Source organism: Polynucleobacter sp. SHI8 (genome assembly GCF_027944005.1).
Classification (GTDB): Bacteria; Pseudomonadota; Gammaproteobacteria; order Burkholderiales; family Burkholderiaceae; genus Polynucleobacter.
On record NZ_AP027204.1, the window covers coordinates 366,423 to 384,871 of the forward strand.

Genomic DNA, 18,449 nt, shown 5'->3' on the forward strand with positions numbered 1-18,449 from the left:
TTGCGATGCAAGCTTGATTTTTTTTCATACGCTTGACATACAATTGGAAAATATTCAACTCAATAAGATCAGGCATTGAAAAATAATACGAGTTCTGAAGTATCCCCTCAAATACAGTGGGAGGTGCTATCCCCACAAAAAGCGAAACTCACCTTAACCGGCAGTCTTGATACTCATTCCATTGCAAAAATATGGAAAGACGTCACTGAGCGGCAAGCGCTTTGGATGAAAAATAATTCATCTAGTTCTAAAAATTTAACCATTGATGCCTCAAATATTAGCTATTTAGATGGATCTGGAGTAGCCTTTTTAATTGACATACAGCATCAACTAGAAATGAATCAAGGGCAGTTTGAGCTGATCGGACTTGACTCTAAGTATCAAGCCTTGTTGAGTCGTTTTCATCCAATAGAGACTCTGTATCCCAAGCCTGTCAAAAATGAAAAAGAAGGTTGGATTACATCTTTAGGTAAATCTAGTTATGGAATGTATAACGATGTTCGGGAGTTAATTATTTTCATTGGGAAAATAACTGCGGGTTTTTTATGGATACTGCGTAAACCTCACGAATTGCGTTGGAATGATTTAGTTACAGTGGCCTCACAAGCGGGAATATTTGCATTACCTATTGTTACTTTGGTAGCATTTTTAATTGGTGTGATTTTAGCCTTTCAGACGGCAATTGGACTGATGCCCTTTGGTGCTACGACCTATGTTGCCCCTTTGGTCTCCAAAGGAATTTTTCGTGAACTCGGACCACTGATAACCGCCATTTTATTTGCTGGTAGATCATCTGCAGCGTTTGCTGCTGAGATCGGTACCATGACAGTTAATAATGAAGTCGATGCTCTAACGACAGCTGGTATTAATCCGATACGATTTTTAGTTATGCCAAGAGTCTTAGCGGGAATTTTGGTTGTACCTATTTTGACCATTTTTGCTAATTTAATCAGCGTATGTGCCGTTACTTTTACGATGACTCTCTACAAAATTCCATTCATTACCTCCTATAACGGTTTGTTGAATATGGTGAATTTAAGTGACATCTATTCTGGACTCATCAAATCAGTGATTTTTGGTATTGTTGTATCGAGTGTGGGTTGTTTAAGGGGCATGCAAACAGGCACTGGTGCCGCGGCTGTTGGTATTTCAACGACAAGAGCCGTTGTGAGCAGTATTGTGTTGATTGTTTTTGTGGATGGAATTTTCGCCTTTATTTCTTATAAGACAGGCTTTTAAATGAACACGATAGAAATAAACCCCACAGCAAAAACCACTACAACAACTAACCCTATTGAAGTTATCGATTTGACCGTTGGGTATGGCGAGAAGATTCTCTCTAAGCATTTGAACTTTGTCGTGCACCCAGGCGAAATCTTTGTGATTCTTGGAGGTTCTGGTTGCGGAAAATCAAGCCTATTAAAGAATTTATTTGGTCTGTATCAGCCAATGAGTGGCCAAATTTTGATCCAAGGTAAAGATTTAACGAAAGCGCAAGGCCAAGAACGACAAAATTTAATGTTAGATTTTGGCGTCATGTACCAACAAGGTGCATTATTTGGTTCGATGACATTGCTAGAAAATGTCAAATTAATACTTCAAGAGTACACGGCACTTAAAGAAGATCAAATGGATCTCATCGCAAGGTGTACATTAGATCTAGTGGGGCTTTTACCCTATGAATCCTTGATGCCTAGCGAAATCAGTGGTGGTATGCAAAAACGTGCAGCAATCGCCAGAGCAATGGCTTTAAACCCGAAAATTTTATTTTTGGACGAGCCTTCGGCCGGCCTTGATCCTGTTACTTCAGCAGGCCTTGATCAACTGATTATTGATTTGGCGCGCAACCTACAAATCACATTTGTGATTGTGACGCATGAACTTGCTAGTATTGAGGCAATTGCAGATCGCGTAATTATGTTAGATAAAGAAGCTCAGGGCATTATTGCGCAAGGTGACCCTAAAATTTTAAAGACCCAAAAGGAAAATAAAAAAGCGTATGAATTTTTTAACCGAATTAGTGCGAGTACATAATGAGTCAAAAAAATGAAAATTATTTCCGTCTGGGCTTATTTGTCCTCATTGGAATTGGTTTATTAATTGCCCTTACTTTAATTTTTGGGGCAGGGAACTTTAATAAAAAAACGACGATTGTTGAGACCTATGTTTCAGGATCTGTGACGGGCCTAGAGGTAGGGGCACCTGCAAGATATAGGGGAGTAAAAATTGGTAGTGTGAATTCAATTGCACTTTCCGGGCCAATTTACGAACGTAAAGTACCCATCGCTGACCAAAAACAATACGTGGTGATTCGTATTGAAATTTTGCAACGCGATGATCAGACTCAAGATGATATTGCTTCTGAAATAACTAACTTAGTGGAGAAAAATCTTCGCGCGAGAGTCAGAGCAGCTGGAATCACAGGCGTAAACTATATTGAATTTGACTCTTTAGCCGATGCTGAAAACTATCCAGAGTTGGCCTATGACTGGCAGCCGAAATACCCAGTTGTGCCTTCATTACCAAGTCAAGCAGATATGGTCATAGCCGGAGTACAAAAAGCATTGAAGATGGTGGATGACGTTCATTTGGCTGATACTCAAGAAAAAATGAATCAATTAATTACCAATTTAAATCAGCTCGTTGCGGGAGATGGCAAAAAACAACCTGGCCTCGTGCAATCAGCGAACGATTTAAATCAATTGATTAATCAGTTAAATAAGATAGTTTCTAATAAAGATATTGAAGCCTTTACAGCGCAGGCATCCAGTAGTGCGTTTGCGCTCCGTCAAAAATTAAATAGTATTGAAGGTGACTCGCAACTTTCGATGGAGCAGATTAAGCAAACTACAGAACAACTGAATGATTTATCGAGAAACTTAAGCCGTAATCCATCCTCGATTGTATTGGGGACACCCCCACCTAAAATTAATTTACCCGAGGTTGTTGCAAAATGAAAACTAAACTTTTGATTCTGGCCATGCTTTTCTTAGGCCTAGAAGCCTGCTCGATTAAGCAACCCCCACTAGAAATTTCTCATTGGAGATTAATGCCACAGAGAGCTAGCGCTACTAAAAATACTCAAATTAAATATTGGGTTACGCAAGGCACCATCAGTGTTACCTCTCCATTTGATACAAAATCACTCGTTTATCGTTTAGACGAGCAAAAGTACGAAAAAGACTTTTATAACGACTATGTCACCCTCCCCAGCGATATGATGGCAACTGCAACCCGGCAATGGTTGAATGACGCCGGAATATTTCAATTTGCGGTTGGTAATAGCAATGCATTGCTGCCGGTTTATCTCCTTCAAGGAACCGTTGATGAGTTATACACCGATTTTAGGGCTGGCCAAACACCAGCCGCAGTCATTAAGCTTGAATACTACCTAAGTAATGCCGATGGCTTGAAAAAGAACAATGTGATATTTAGAAAAAAATACCAACAACGTGAGCCGATTTCAGATAATTCAGCAAAAAGTATTGCTCGGGCTCAACAAAATGCTTTAGCGCGGATTTTGGCTGAACTAGAGGAAGATTTGTCCAAAGAGGCTATCAACTTCCCAAAACATTAATACTTTCAATGGTATGGGTATTTAGCAGTTTTCATGTGAGGGTGATAAGATGTCTTTATACCCAACTTGTAACTTTCTGAGTAAATACCCTATGATGCGTTTTACAATTGGCATACAACAGCACTTATTACCCATTTTTGCTGTATGTCTTCTTCTTACAGGTTGTGCTGCAGGTCCAGATTTTGAAGCCCCAGCTCTATCTAATCAGGCGAAGCTGACATCGAACCCGCTACCCACTCAATTAACTTCCGTTCCTAACATGGTTGGAGGCGGCTCACAAGCACATGTGGACCAACTCAAGGTTCCAGCGGATTGGTGGACATTGTTTCAGTCAAATGATTTAAACCGCATTGTTGACTCGGCGCTTCACAAAAATCCTAATTTACAAGCAGCTGATGCTGCTTTGAGATCTGCTCAATCTACTGCTAGAGCTCAGACGGGTGTTTATTTTCCATCTGTTGGGATTAATGCTTCAGGAGTTAGGCAGCAAGTTCCACCAGCGTTTTTTGGACAATCAACAGGTGAGCCAAATATTTATAATTTATATAACGCTAATATCAGTGTTGCTTATAAAGTAGACTTATTCGGGGGATCACGTCGACTCGTTGAAAGTGCCAAGGCTCAGGCTGAATACCAGCAATTTCAATTAGAAGCGACCTACCTATCATTAACTACGAATGTGGTGAATGCAGCCATTCGAGAGGCTGCGCAAAGGGAGCAACTCGAAGCCACTCAAACTATTTTGCAATCTCAGCAAAACTTAGCCAAGTTAATTGATCAGCAGTTTGCCATTGGTACAGTATCAAGAATTGATACGAGTTCACAAAACACGCTAGTAGCTAACTCTCAGTCACAACTGTATAGTTTTGACAAAAACTTATCAGTAACACGCAATATGTTGATAGCCTATACAGGCAGTTATCCAGGTTCAGCAAATTTACCCCAATTTCGATTGGCGAATTTACAGTTGCCAAGTGAAATTCCAAAAGTGATTCCCACAGATTTAGTAAGACAACGTCCAGATATTCGTGCTGCAGAGGCAGCTCTGCGCGCATCTAACGCACAAGTTGGAGTGGCCACAGCTAACTTATTGCCACAGTTAAACATCACTGCTGCTTATGGCTCTGAAGCGCTAACAACCAGCGCTTTGTTTGGACCAGGAACTGCCATGTGGAATCTTGGCGCCGGGATATTTCAGCCATTATTCCAGGGTGGCACATTAAGAGCCCAACGTGATGCTGCAAAAGCGGCTTATGAGCAAGCTGCTGCAAATTACGAAGGTACTGTTGTGAATGCTTTCCAAGAAGTAGCCAATGCACTCAAATCATTAGAAGCTTCTGCGAATACTTTAGCCTCTGCTGCAAGTGCTGAAAAAAATGCAGGGATTAATTTAAATTTAGTCACACAGCAATATAAATTAGGTACTACCAATTACCTTGCCGTATTAAATTCGCAAACCCAGTATCAGCAGGCAAAGATTAATTTAATTCAAGCACAAGCAGACCGATACACAAGCACCGCAGCTTTATATGCCGCTATTGGAGGTGGTTGGTGGAATCGCTCTGGCCCTGCATACCTTGGGCGTGAACAAGCTTCATCTTCAACCACATCTCCAGCACAACAAGAAGTGAAATAACTATGAATATCTTCAAAAAGTCTACATCTTCTGTTTCTTCGAATAGCAATCAGTCACCTCTTCGTAAAAGAATGATTTGGATGTTGATTGGTGTTTTTGTCTTAATGGGACTCATTATTGGTTTTAATTTATTTAAGACCGTCATGATTAAAAAATATTTGGCTGGGGCGGGATCTCCTCCTGCAACGGTGACCACGATGGTTGTTGCTGATGACGAATGGCAACCGCAGCTTACAGCATCAGGGAGCTTAAGGGCTTATCGTGGTGTAGAGTTAAGTACAGAAGTGAATGGGCTCGTAAAAAACGTCTACGCCAAGTCTGGCATGGATGTCAAAGAAGGTTATCTCTTAATGGCGATGGTGCAAGATTCAGACCGTGCTCAGTTACAAGCATTACAAGCACAAGCTGATCTTGCTAAAGTAGTCAATGAACGCGATCGTCAACAATTGGCCATTGAAGCAATCAGTAAAAATGCATTTGATTCGAGTAGTGCTGACTATAAGGCGAAGATAGCGCAGGTCGACCAACAAGCTGCACTAGTTGCCAAAAAGAACTTGAAGGCACCATTTTCTGGAAGAGTTGGTGTTGTGTCTATTAACCCTGGTCAGTTTATTAATAGTGGAGACAAAATAATGACTCTGCAAACGATTGATCCAGTCTTTGTAGACTTTACCCTTCCACAAAGTCTCGTTGCACAGATAAAGAAAGATCAAATCGTCAATGTTAATTCAGATGCATTTGGGGATCAAACCTTTAAAGGAAAAATTACAGCCATCAGTCCAAAGGTTGATTCGAATACGAGAAATATTCAAGTAGAAGCTTTGGTGAGTAATCCTGACAAAAAGTTGTTGCCTGGAATGTTTGCCAACTTAAAAATCGATAGTGGAGAAAAATTACGTTATATCACTGTCCCTCAAACAGCGGTGACTTATAACCCCTATGGATCTGTGATCTACATTGCTAAAGAGGGCGCAGGCAAAGATAAAGACGGAAAAGCGAGCTTAGAGGCTCAGCAAGTATTTGTGACTACTGGACCTACTCGTGGTGATCAAGTGGCAATCTTAAAAGGTATCCAAGTAGGAGATACGATTGTTACTAGTGGACAACTGAAGCTGAAGAATGGCACACCATTGATTGTGAATAATGCAGTAATTCCCGCAAACAATGCTAATCCTAAGCCACAAGAATAAGAACATCATGATCAGAATATTGAGTCAACATTACGAGGTGCTAGTATGAAATGGACTGACATTTTTATACAAAAACCGGTCATGTCAATTGTGGTGAGTTTATTAATTCTTTTATTAGGGTTTAAAGCCGTCGGCTCATTACCTGTCAGTCAGTATCCTAAAACTGAAAATGCCATTGTTACGATTACAACAGCATATTACGGTGCTGATCCTGCAACAGTGGCTGGATTTATCACACAACCTTTAGAGGGTGCGATTGCGCAGGCTCAAGGTATTGACTATATGTCATCAACGAGTGTCAGTGGTATATCGACAATTATTGCAACGCTGAAGTTGAACTACAACTCCAATGCTGCTTTAACGCAAATTAATACACAAATCACTTCTGTTAAAAATCAATTACCACCTCAGGCACAAGCCTCTGTTTTAACTGTAGCAGTTGGACAATCTACAGATGCGATGTATATGGGTTTCGCGAGTGATGTTTTACCTAACAATAGTATTACGGATTATTTGCTTCGCGTTGTCAAACCGAAGTTGGACTCAGTTGAAGGAGTTCAAACTGCGGAAATTTTAGGCGGCAGAAAATTTGCCCTGAGAGCGTGGCTTGATCAAGAAAAAATGGCCGGTTTGGGTGTGGGCGCAAGTGATGTCTACAAAGCTTTAGCTGCCAATAATGTTTTATCTACAGTTGGCTCTACTAAGGGCGATATGGTTGGTGTTGACTTAGTCGCTGGAACAGATTTACATAGCTTAGATGAGTTTAAAAAACTTATCATTAAAAGTAATGGCACAGACATTGTCCGTCTAGATCAAGTGGCTACTGTTTCTTTAGGGTCTGAAGACTATTCAACCAATGTGGCATTTAGCGGAAAACAATCGGTATTTATAGGTATTAAAGTTGCGCCTGAAGCAAACTTATTAGATGTTGCAAAGCGCGTGCGAGATGTCTTGCCGGATATTCAAAAACAATTACCCGTTGGACTCACTGGTGAGGTTGTTTATGATTCGACTAAATTTATTACCACTTCGATTGATGAAGTGATTAAAACATTAGTAGAAGCTTTGGTCATTGTTACCATTGTGATCTTTTTATTCTTGGGTAGTTTTAGGGCCGTTATTATTCCAATTATTGCGATGCCACTTTCTCTCATCGGTACGTTCTTTATGATGCAAGTACTGGGCTATTCGATTAATTTGTTGACCCTCTTAGCTTTAGTTCTTGCCATTGGCTTAGTGGTTGATGACGCAATTATTGTGGTTGAAAACGTTGACCGACATTTAAAAGAGGGTAAGACACCTAGAGAAGCATCGATTCTTGCAGCCAGAGAACTTGGTATGCCGATTTTGGCGATGACCGTCGTGTTGATCGCCGTATACATACCGATTGGTTTTCAGGGAGGCTTAACAGGCGCACTCTTTACTGAGTTTGCCTTTACCTTAGCGGGCTCAGTTGCAGTATCAGGAGTAGTTGCATTGACACTATCGCCGATGATGTGTTCACGTATTTTGAAGCATGATGCAAACCCAGGAAAATTTTTACAAAAGGTCGACTCGATATTTGGGAAAGTGGAGAGTGGGTATAAACGACGTCTGCATAGCATCCTTTCCACATGGCAAGTCATGGTGGTGATGGGTGTGCTCTTGCTCTTTGGCGTTGTTTATTTATTCTCTACATCGAAATCAGAATTAGCCCCGACAGAAGATCAAGGTATTGTGTTGATGCAAGCGTCTGGTCCACCAAATGCAACGGTTAATCAGATGCAATCCTATGCCAATCAAATCTTTGAGATGTCTAGCAAAGAATCCGAATACCAGCAAATGTTCCAGATTACCAGTCCTACCAGTAGCTTCGGCGGCGTCATCCTGAAAGATTGGGATGAGCGCAAGAAAGATGCGACCACATTCCAAAAAGAGATGCAAACAAAATGGAACACGATTGCCGGTGCAAGGGTGGCCGCGTTCCAATTTCCAGCATTGCCAGGTGCCCAGGGATTGCCTGTTCAAGTCGTGATTAACACGACAGAGTCTTATGAAAACCTCAATGAAGTTTCTCAAGCCGTACTGGATAAAGCACGTAAGAGTGGTATGTTCTTCTTCGTTGATTCAGATTTAAAAATTGATAAACCGCAAGATGTGCTGGTCATTGATCGTGATAAAGTTGCAGCGATTGGCATGACTCAACAAGATGTTGCCAATGAATTATCTGCGGCGATGGGTGGTGGATATGTTAATTACTTCTCAGTTGCCGGCAGGTCTTATCGGGTGATTCCACAAGTGTTACAAGTGAACCGATTAAATTCAGATCAAATCTTAAATCAAACCATACGTACGCCAAGTGGTAATTTAATTCAGGCGCGTAATGTGGCGCATATTGAACGACGTGTTGTGCCAAGTTCGATTAATCACTTCCAACAGCTCAATTCTGCGACGATCTCTGGAGTTAAAACACCATTTGTTTCTGAAGCAGAGGTCATTGACTTCATTAAAAATGCTGTTAAAGAGGCTGGCCCAGTTGGGTATTCGGTAGATTATGCGGGACCTTCTCGTCAGTTTGTAAAAGAATCTGGTGGTTTTGTTGGCACAATGTTTTTTGCGATCATTATTATTTTCTTAATTTTGGCTGCTCAGTTTGAAAGTTTTAGGGATCCGATTGTGATTTTGGTATCCGTACCAATGGCGATTTTTGGTGCGTTAATCTTTATTAATCTTGGCTTAACCAGTATTAATGTGTATACCCAAGTAGGTATTGTGACCCTCATGGGCTTGATTAGTAAACACGGTATTTTGATGGTGGAGTTTGCAAATCATCTTCAACAACAAGGCAAGACGAAGTTGGAAGCGATTGTTGAAGCAAGTGCAACAAGACTGCGCCCTATTCTCATGACAACTGCTGCGATGGTCTTTGGTGTAGTGCCTCTGGTAATAGCCTCTGGAGCTGGAGCAGCTGGACGTCAGTCGATGGGTATTGTGATTTTCACAGGCTTATCCATTGGTACTTTGTTTACCCTATTTGTTGTGCCAGCGATGTATTTATTCTTGGCAGAAGATCATCATTTACGTCAATCATCAACGAGTAGTGACCCGACAGGCGGACATGAAACGCCAGAGCCAAGCGCCAGCCACTAGCGAAGTCGAGTTGAACACTTACTTCGCTTAAACTGTCGTTATGGAATCCACGCCAGCCATACGTCGCGACTTTACTGCCACCCTTATTTACCGAGTAGGAAGTACCCTCAGTTATCAAATGTTGATGGTTGCTGTCGGGTGGCATCTATTTGATATCACCAATAGTGTGATGTCATTAGGCTTACTCGGATTAGCTGAACTAATTCCATATTTCATCTTTGCCTTATTTGCTGGGCATTGGGTCGATACGCACTCTAGGAGAATGATTGCAACTATTTCTAGTGTGATGCATGTAGCGATTGGTATTTTTTTGATGTTTGTCGCACGCGGCATCTTTGAGCCAGCTGAGTTTTATATTTATTTATCGGTAGCGATTTTAGGCGTTGGCAGAGCCTTATTAAGACCGGCCTATCAGTCCATTTTTGGGCAAGTGATACCTCGCGATTTAACACCAAAATATTCCGCTTATGCCTCATCGGCGTTTCAGGCATGTGTGGTCACTGGACCAGCGTTAGCCGGAATCTTTATTGCCACAATTGGCTTGGACTATACCTACTTCATTGCCGGACTATGTGCGCTTCTAGGTCAGTATGGCGTATTTATGGTGCATTTGAAAAATTTAAAAAGAGAAAAAAATACAGCCCCATTTTGGGAAAGTTTTAAAGAGAGTATTGTCTATGTCAAAAATCATCGACTGATTTTGTCTGCTATGAGCATTGATATGTTAGCTGTTTTATTTGGGGGTGCGGTGTCGATGTTGCCAGCCTTTGTAAAAGAAGTCTTGCATCAAGGCCCTGAAACCCTTGGAATATTACGTGCAGCTCCAGCGATTGGCGCTATTCTGACAGGATTTTATTTTGCTAGAAATCCTATTTTGATTAACTCTGGAAAATATGTCTTGGTTGGAGTTGCTGGATTTGGGATCTCCATTATTTGTTTTAGTTTATCGACCACGGTATGGATGAGTGCTTTTTTTCTGTTTCTGACGGGCTGCTTTGACTCAGTATCTGTCGTGGTTCGGATCGCCATTTTTCAATTAACATCCCCAGATCATATGCGGGGTCGAATCAGTTCCATTAATGGTATATTCGTGGGCTCTTCCAATGAACTAGGCGCACTAGAGTCTGGGTTTGCGGCAAGCATATTAGGACTTGTTCCCTCGATTGCTTTTGGCGGATTTGTAACCCTTTTAGTCGCAATTGGTTTTTATCAATTTTGCGCACCTATTCGAAATTTACATATTCAAGATTTACTCGAAAAAAAGGATCGACATGACGGAACTTAAAAGAACCTATTGGGAAGACGTGCAAGTACCCAAACTCAAATTACCAGCTTTATCTTGCGATGCCCATTGCCATATCTTTGGACCTGCAGAGCGATTTCCCTACTTACCAGATCGTTCATTCACGCCAGTAGACGCTCCTAAAGAAAAACTATTTGCTTTGCATCACACCTTAGGTATTGAGCGTTGTGTCATCGTCCAAACAGCATTACATGGTTTTGATAATTCGGTTGTGGTCGATGCCATGCAGGCAAAGCCAGGATCTTATTTTGGTGTGGCATTATCCTCAGCAAAAGTGACAAGTGCGGAACTGAAAGATATGTATCAACAAGGTTTTCGTGGAGTACGTTTTAACTTTATGGCGCATCTGAAAAATAGTGATTCGATGGAAGATATCCTGGCGTTAAGTAAACGCTTAGAGCCATTAGGTATGCATCTCCAAGTACACTTTAGCAGTGACTTGGTACATGAGTTGGCGCCACAGTTAAAGCAATCTGCTGCTCCAGTCATGATTGATCACATGGGACGTGTTGACGCTAATAAAGGACCACATCATGAAGATTTTGAAGCATTATTAAAGTTGATGGATGATCCAAAGATGCACATGAAAGTTAGTGGTGTAGATCGTATTGTGAGCAGCAGTGATTACACTGAAGGAGTAAAACTTGCCAAAATATTAGTGGATCGTTTTACAGAAAAATGCGTTTGGGGAACCGACTGGCCACATCCAAATCACCACCACATCCCTCATGATGAAATTTTAGTAGATACCATTAGTCAAATTGCGGACTCTGATAAAAAAATCGAGCATATAATGGTTTCCAATCCCGAAAGTTTTTACCAATTTAAACATCAATAAAGAAGAATAATGTCAAATCGTCTACAAGGAAAAATTGCATTAATTACCGGGGCTGGATCTGTTGGTCCGGGCTGGGGTAATGGTCGTGCAATGACTGTTCGTTTTGCTCAAGAAGGCGCACAAGTCTATGCCGCAGATATTGATCAAGCAAGATTAGATGAAACTTTGACGTATGCTGGCGATGCTGTCTCTCAGATCAAAACCGGAATTGTGGATGTGATGCAATCAGCCTCTATCGAAAAGATGGTACAAGACTGTATTGAGAAGTTTGGCCGGATTGATATTCTGGTGAATAACGTTGGCGGTTCTGCTAAAGGTGGTCCAGTAGAAATGTCGGAAGAGGTTTGGGATACTCAGGTCGATTACAACTTAAAGAGCGTGTTTTTAACTTGTAAATACACCTTACCCCACATGATTGAACAGGGTTCTGGAGCCATTATTAATATGGCATCAACTTCAGGAACCCGCTGGACAGGATCTGCGCAAATTGCCTATGCAGCAACGAAGGCTGGAATTATTCAATTCTCGAAAGTATTGGCAGTGCAATACGCCAAACAAAGTATTCGTGTGAATACCATTGTTCCTGGTCAATTACATACGCCAATGGTTGAGACTAGATTAGCTAAGCAAAGAACGGGTGGTGATGTAGCAACGATTTTAGAGCAGCGTCAAGCGCGGATTCCACTACCGTTTATGGGGGATGGCATGGATACCGCCAATGCGGCCGTATTCTTAGCCTCTGAGGAAGCAAGATTTATTACTGGAACAGAAATTGTTGTAGATGGCGGTATGTCCGCTAAATGTGATTAACAAAATTCTTTTACTGAAATGAGAGATATGAAAAAGTTAGCTATTCAAGTAGTGTTCGCTTCAATCGGCCTTGTCGTCGCAAGTAGTTCTTTCGCACAGTCGAATACCATCAAGATGTTAGTTGCTTTTCCGCCGGGAGGCCCAGTTGATTTTGTAGCACGAACCATTGCTGAGCCCTTAGGTAAAGAACTTGGAGCACAAATTATTATTGATAACAAACCAGGTGGTAATGGCTCAATCTCTGCGGAATATATGATGAATGCTCCAGCAGATGGCAAAGTTCTTTGGTTTACCAGTGCTGGCGCAGTTGCTATTAATCCCGGACTTTATGAAAAGTTATCCTACAACCCACTGCGTGATTTTGCTCCTATTTCATTGGTGGTGAATAACGTTGAAGTATTGGTAGTCAACCCAAATAACCCTGCCAATACAGGCGGAGAATTTGTGGCGATTTCTAAACAAAAAGAAGTGACGATGGCATCTTCTGGTACAGGTAGTGTTCCCCATTTAGCCATGGAGCAACTTGCGGACTCAACGAAGGGTAAGTTATTGCATATCCCCTATAAAGGTGCCGCACCAGCTATTACCGATGTTCTCGGCGGGCACGTAGATGGATTCTTCGGCGACATCCCTGGATTAATTGGTTACATTAAATCAGGCAAGTTAAAGCCAATCGGTATCGCAGCACCAAAACGAAGTCCAGCGTTACCAGATGTAAAGACTTTTGCGGAAATGGGTGTTCCTGGTGTTGATTCGAATAACTGGTACGCACTTTTTGCCAAAGCTGGCACATCCAAAGCTGAAATTGATCGTATCAATGCGGCTGTGAAAAAAGTACTCGCGCAAGAAGATATTAAAAATCGTTTGTTACAGTCCGGTGCTGATCCTGTTGGATCAAGTGCTGATGAATTAGGCACTATAGTGAAAAATGACATTAACAAATGGACTAAATTGATTAAAGCTAAAAATATCAAACCTGAGTAAAAAGATGACTAAAAGAATCCAAGAAGTAGAACCAGGAACTCGACCAGAACTGGCTGAGATTGAAGCGAATATTCTTCAAGAGCGGGGTAGAATCTCACCCCTTTATCGCACCCTGCTCAATAGCCCTGAAATTGCCAAAGGCTGGGAAGCATTGCTAACAGCAGTGCGTAATCGCAGTTCTTTACCAGCAAGTTTAAAAGAGCTCATGATTTTAAGGGTCGCCGTTCTGAATCGTGCGAATTATGAATTTGATGCTCATCGCCCACATGCAATCAATGCAGGGGTATCTGAAGAGCAAATCACTTTAGTTCAACAAGAAAAAATAACTTCTGGCTTTACTGAAGTAGAAATACTAGTGATGGAATTGACAGATGTGATGACCAGAGATATTCAGGTACCGGATGCATTGTATGACCAGGTCAAAGTCCACTTTAATGATCGCGAAATTTTAGAGGTAGTCACAACTATTTCAGCATACAACATGGTGTCGCGATTATTAAATGCTTTACATGTTGGACATTAATTAAAAAGAAAGCTTACGAGGAGACATGTATGAACATCAAAAAAATCATGATTGCAATTGCTTGTGTAGTTGGTTTAATGGGGAGTTCTGCAATGGCATCTGAAATCAAAGTTATTTCTTCCGTTGCATTTAAAGATGCTTATTTAGCGATGGTGCCTGATTTTGAGAAATCCACAGGTCACAAGGTCACCACCTTATGGTTACCCACCGTTGAAATCATGAATCGCCTCAAGGGTGGAGAAGCTGCAGATTTAGTCATCATCGCTGGATCAGGTATTGATGAGTTGACCAAATTAGGTAAATTACAGGCGGGTTCACGTCAGAATTACGTCAAGTCTGGAATTGGAATAGGTATGCAAAAAGGATCAGTCAAGCCTGATCTCAGTACTGCAGAAGCTGTTAAAACCGCATTGCTTAATGCTAAATCAGTAGCTTACTCAACTGGACCTAGTGGCGTTTATTTAGTGTCTCTTTTTGAAAAAATGGGTATTACAGCCCAACTTGCCCCTAAGTTAAAAGTCATTCAAGGGGAACCAGTCGGTGCAGTTGTACAGCGTGGCGAAGCTGAGATTGGACTTCAGCAAGTGCCTGAGATTCTGGCAGTTCCTGCCATCGACTTTGTTGGACCGTTGCCAGCGGAGATTCAGAGCATTACTACCTTTGCCTTTGGTATCCATGAAAAAGTGGGAGACGTTGCTGCCACAAAAGCTTGGATGAAGACACTACAATCGGATGCTGCAGTGCCATTTATCAAAAAATTTGGCCTTGATCCTGCTTGGTAATTTCAGGGATGGGCGCGCATGAATTCGACAAAGCGCTTGGTCAGCAGAGGATAAAATTCCTTCCAAAGCGGAAAAGCAATTAAATCGACATCTTGATCCGTAGTGGGTAATTGATATAACTCACTACCTGGAATCAATTGATGAGCCGCAATACCATTTTCGCTAGCATGCGTTTTATCATTTCCAGGAACAATTAAGACAGGTAAATTAAACTGCGCCAACTCTGCGTTCTCCATGCCCATGACCGGTGATCTTGGCCCCTGTAAAAATTTACTGAGCCAATACTCTTGTTGTGCAATAAAATCTTTTGGATCAAGAGACATTAGGTAATCCCGATTGCTTGGGTTCAGAGCTAGGCGTTCTTTATACCAATCTGTATGACATACGCCTTCCATACCGTTTTCTTGAGCAGCTTTGATAAATTGTAAATAATACATATTGGGTAATCTGCCGGCGGCAAAAGCACCACCAGTGACACGCATCAAAAGAAGCCCTTTGACCGCCTCAGGATGTCTTCTGCGCATCAGCATCGATAAACGTGCACCAGCGGAAGAGCCGCCAAAATAAGCAGGAAGGGCGTTGAGAGATTGCATGAGTTCATAAAGATCATCCGCCCAAATTTCTTCCTCGCCATCAGTGCCTTCGAACAGCATTTGCGATGCGCCCGTATTACGACGATCATGCACTAGAACACGAAAGCCTTGTTCGGCAATTTGCTTTGCAAAAGGAGCCATTTCAGCATGACTATTTCGTCCACCAGAATTAAGGGCTAACCACGGCCCATGATCACCAAATGTTTCATAAAATATTTGAACAGAGCGGATACTTGCAAAAGGCATAAAAAACTTTCTTAATTTTCAATCTTAATATTGGCATCTTTAATCACTTTGCCCCACTTGGTAATTTCATCTTTCACAAATTGACCAAACTGAGCGGGGTTGTCACTACCGACGTCATATCCATAAGTTGCGGCTTTTTCTTTATAAGTACGCGTGTTCATTACCTTATTTAGTTCCGCAAATAAACGCTTTACTACCGCATCAGGAGTGCCTTTCGGAACAAAAATACCGTTCCATCCGGCACCTTCAACACCAGGCAGTCCAGCCTCTGCAAGAGTTGGTACATCGGGCATGATAGAGATTCTTTTATTTCCAGCAACCCCAAGGGCTTTTAATTTACCTGATTTAATATGCTGCGCAATCACTACAGGATTTAAGTATGCCACCATGACATGCCCACCGAGAAGATCAGGCATTTCAGCGCCGATGGCTTTGTAAGGAATCTCTGTCATAGAGATACCAGCTTTTGATTTTGTTAATTCACCTAAAAGTTGGGTAATGGAACCAGCACCACCAGAAGCATTCGTGATTTTTTTAGGATCGGATTTTGCAAGAGCAATAAATTCTTTAATATTGTTCACCGGTAATGAAGGATGAACAACCATGACTAAAGGCACGCTCACTACTCGGGTCACAGGAATCAGGGCCTCACCTAATTTACAGCAATTATTTTTGAGCAGTAAATCATTCAAAGCATTATTCACATTGCCATGGAGCAAGGTATAACCATCCGCTGGTGCCCTTGCTACTTCATTGGCACCAATCGCACTATTCGCTCCTGGCTTATTATCAATAATCACTTGTTGCCCTAATAGATCAGACATCCCTTGGGTAAGATCACGCGCAGCATTATCGACAGCACTTCCTGGACCGGCTGGCTCGACAATACGAATCATTTTTGAAGGATAAATATCTGCATGCGCCTGAAACATCAATAACAAACTAAGTAGGGTAATTTTTTTAAAGAAAGATTTCATGGTAAGTCCCTGTTTTAAGCCTGAGTTAAAAAGCGATAAAGGATGTCATTAAAGCCACTTGGGTTTTGTAGGTTTGCAATATGAGCAGCACCAGGAACAGGACTATACGTCGCACCAGGAATGTGTGCAGTGATTTCACGCATGATATCTTCAGGGCCACCCACTTTGTCCTCTGCACCACCCATGAGCATCGTTGGTACTGTGATTTTTCCTAAATCACTTTCTATATTCAAATGAATAAAAGCACTCACAACGCCATGGTATCCGTCGGCACTTGTCCCACGAATCATTTGTCGAACTGCGTCTAGTTTTTCAGGATACTGCGTTTTAAAGCTATCAGAAAACCAGCGTTGTGCTGTATTTTCAACAATCGATTCGATACCATCCTTTTTAACCTGATCTAACAGGCCATGCCACATACTGGCAAAGCCAGGAACCATTTTTGATCTGCAGCAACATGGAACTAATTTGAGGATTCTGTCGGAGTGATTAATACCCATAGCTAAACAAATGGATCCACCAAGCCCAAGACCCGTTAAATGACTTTTTTTAATATCTAATTTATCCCACAAAGCGAGTAAATCATCACAGAGTAATTCAACAGAATAGGCGCCGTGGGTGCTAGATGATTTTCCTTGACCACGCAAGTCATAACGCAGGATATGAAAATCATTTTTTAAGGTATCAATTTGACCATCCCACATCGAAGTATCGTTCGTAATGCCAGTAACCATGGTGAGCCATGGTTTTGATGCATCACCATCGATTACATAGTGTGTCTGTATGCCATTGGTTTCGATCAACATATTATTTTCCTGAAAAAAGAGTCGTTTTCATTAACTCGTTTGCGTTAGAGCAGCAAACTTGATGGATTTCTTGTGGAGAAAGACCGACGGCAAAAACCGAGTTAATTCCTTCACGAATATACATCTCCCCACCTTCCGGATCAAAAGGGCAGTCACTTGCAAATACCACGTGCTCAGTTCCAAAAAAGTCGAGGCCACAACGCAGTGCGGAAGCAGAACCACCAAGAACCGTATCGCCATAAAACATTTTGAAATAATCAATCGGCGGTTTACTTAAAGATTTCAGAACATCAGCTTCGCTATTATCTGCACTCCGTGAACCGAGTTGTGCCCACAAGGTTTCAGCACGACCACCAAAAAACGGAATCATGCCACCACAATGATGTGTAATCATTTTGAGATTCGGTAATTTTTCAAGTAGACCAGAGAAGACAATACGCGACATGGCAACACTTGTCTCGTAAGGCCAGCCGAGCACTTGCCAAACTTCGTATCTTGATTTTTCCTCATCCACGTAATCTGGCTTTTTAGCTAAACGGATCGGGTGCATCCAAATCGGCAATTGATGATGATTCGCCATCCGCTCAAAGATAGGGAAGTAATCTGGATGATCAAGCGCAACACCATTGACACTTGAGAGAACTTGAACGCCACGGGCACCAAAATTCTTAATCGCGTAATCCATTTCTTCTAGAGCTGCCTGCGGATTGTTCATTGGCAAAGTCGCAGCAAAGCAGGGGAAAAAATCTGGCCAAGTTTGGCACATCTCATACATACCTTCGTTTGCAATTCGCGCTAACTTCGGAGATAAATCTCCGTCAACTAACATTTCAGGTGAGGGCACTGCAAGGGTTAAAACTTGTTTGACTTGAGGCCATTTTTTGAGCATTTCAACACGCGCAGGAATATCCCACAGCAGACGAAGCGAGGACATTCTTTTCAGTAAGCCAGGATCTTTACTGTATTTCTTCAACTCCTCCATATAGAGAGGCGGCATTACATGGTTATAGATATCGATAACTGGCTGGGAAGATTGTGTAGGATTTGTCATAGAT

17 protein-coding genes are annotated in these 18,449 nt (G+C 41.8%); 13 read left to right on the plus strand and 4 right to left on the minus strand.

All coding sequences use genetic code 11. The features are described from left to right. Positions 1–75: 75 nt before the first annotated feature. The 13 genes from QMN06_RS01940 (at position 76) to QMN06_RS02000 (ending at position 14,772) form a co-directional block, all read left to right on the plus strand. The gene (locus QMN06_RS01940) at positions 76–1,239 is read left to right on the plus strand and encodes an ABC transporter permease (protein WP_281970825.1); all 1,164 of its coding nucleotides are present in this window, start codon (positions 76–78) and stop codon (positions 1,237–1,239) included. Continuing rightward, positions 1,240–2,034 carry an ATP-binding cassette domain-containing protein gene (locus tag QMN06_RS01945; RefSeq protein WP_281970826.1) on the plus strand — a complete coding sequence of 265 codons (795 nt, stop codon included), beginning with the start codon at positions 1,240–1,242 and terminating at the stop codon, positions 2,032–2,034. After that, entirely contained in the window at positions 2,034–2,957 is a 924-nt protein-coding gene (locus tag QMN06_RS01950) for an MlaD family protein (protein ID WP_281970827.1), read from the plus strand. The genes QMN06_RS01945 and QMN06_RS01950 overlap by 1 nt, the downstream gene beginning before the upstream one ends. Continuing rightward, positions 2,954–3,577: an ABC-type transport auxiliary lipoprotein family protein gene (locus QMN06_RS01955; protein ID WP_281970828.1), complete on the plus strand. Its 624-nt coding sequence runs from the start codon at positions 2,954–2,956 to the stop codon at positions 3,575–3,577. The genes QMN06_RS01950 and QMN06_RS01955 overlap by 4 nt, the downstream gene beginning before the upstream one ends. 91 nt (positions 3,578–3,668) lie before the next feature. Continuing rightward, the gene (locus QMN06_RS01960; protein WP_281970830.1) at positions 3,669–5,213 is read left to right on the plus strand and encodes an efflux transporter outer membrane subunit; all 1,545 of its coding nucleotides are present in this window, start codon (positions 3,669–3,671) and stop codon (positions 5,211–5,213) included. Positions 5,214–5,215: 2 nt separating this feature from the next. Further along, a complete protein-coding gene (locus QMN06_RS01965; protein ID WP_281970831.1) occupies positions 5,216–6,403 on the plus strand; it encodes an efflux RND transporter periplasmic adaptor subunit in 1,188 nt (395 codons plus the stop codon). Between the two features lie 45 nt (positions 6,404–6,448). After that, positions 6,449–9,532, plus strand: coding sequence for an efflux RND transporter permease subunit (locus tag QMN06_RS01970; protein WP_281970832.1), 3,084 nt, complete (start codon positions 6,449–6,451; stop codon positions 9,530–9,532). Between the two features lie 40 nt (positions 9,533–9,572). Further along, the gene (locus tag QMN06_RS01975; RefSeq protein WP_281970833.1) at positions 9,573–10,817 is read left to right on the plus strand and encodes an MFS transporter; all 1,245 of its coding nucleotides are present in this window, start codon (positions 9,573–9,575) and stop codon (positions 10,815–10,817) included. Beyond that, complete coding sequence (locus QMN06_RS01980) at positions 10,804–11,673, plus strand: amidohydrolase family protein (RefSeq protein WP_281970834.1); 870 nt, start codon at positions 10,804–10,806, stop codon at positions 11,671–11,673. The genes QMN06_RS01975 and QMN06_RS01980 overlap by 14 nt, the downstream gene beginning before the upstream one ends. A gap of 9 nt (positions 11,674–11,682) precedes the next feature. Next, on the plus strand, positions 11,683–12,483 hold the full coding sequence (locus tag QMN06_RS01985; protein WP_281970835.1) for an SDR family NAD(P)-dependent oxidoreductase: 801 nt from the start codon (positions 11,683–11,685) through the stop codon (positions 12,481–12,483). A gap of 27 nt (positions 12,484–12,510) precedes the next feature. Further along, complete coding sequence (locus QMN06_RS01990; protein ID WP_281970836.1) at positions 12,511–13,467, plus strand: tripartite tricarboxylate transporter substrate binding protein; 957 nt, start codon at positions 12,511–12,513, stop codon at positions 13,465–13,467. Positions 13,468–13,471: 4 nt separating this feature from the next. Beyond that, positions 13,472–13,990: a carboxymuconolactone decarboxylase family protein gene (locus QMN06_RS01995; RefSeq protein ID WP_281970837.1), complete on the plus strand. Its 519-nt coding sequence runs from the start codon at positions 13,472–13,474 to the stop codon at positions 13,988–13,990. Positions 13,991–14,019: 29 nt separating this feature from the next. Beyond that, entirely contained in the window at positions 14,020–14,772 is a 753-nt protein-coding gene (locus tag QMN06_RS02000; protein ID WP_281970838.1) for a substrate-binding domain-containing protein, read from the plus strand. A 2-nt stretch (positions 14,773–14,774) separates the two neighbouring features. Here the strand turns inward: QMN06_RS02000 and QMN06_RS02005 are convergent, their stop codons facing one another. From QMN06_RS02005 to QMN06_RS02020, 4 genes are read right to left on the minus strand one after another with little or no spacing between them, the layout of a single operon-like run. Continuing rightward, positions 14,775–15,611, minus strand: a complete 837-nt coding sequence (locus QMN06_RS02005; RefSeq protein ID WP_281970839.1) for an alpha/beta hydrolase — start codon at positions 15,609–15,611, stop codon at positions 14,775–14,777. An 11-nt stretch (positions 15,612–15,622) separates the two neighbouring features. Next, positions 15,623–16,588 carry a tripartite tricarboxylate transporter substrate binding protein gene (locus tag QMN06_RS02010; RefSeq protein ID WP_281970840.1) on the minus strand — a complete coding sequence of 322 codons (966 nt, stop codon included), beginning with the start codon at positions 16,586–16,588 and terminating at the stop codon, positions 15,623–15,625. Between the two features lie 14 nt (positions 16,589–16,602). After that, positions 16,603–17,394, minus strand: coding sequence for an alpha/beta fold hydrolase (locus QMN06_RS02015; protein WP_281970841.1), 792 nt, complete (start codon positions 17,392–17,394; stop codon positions 16,603–16,605). 1 nt (position 17,395) lies between these two features. Then, positions 17,396–18,445: an amidohydrolase family protein gene (locus QMN06_RS02020; RefSeq protein ID WP_281970842.1), complete on the minus strand. Its 1,050-nt coding sequence runs from the start codon at positions 18,443–18,445 to the stop codon at positions 17,396–17,398. Positions 18,446–18,449: the final 4 nt, after the last annotated feature.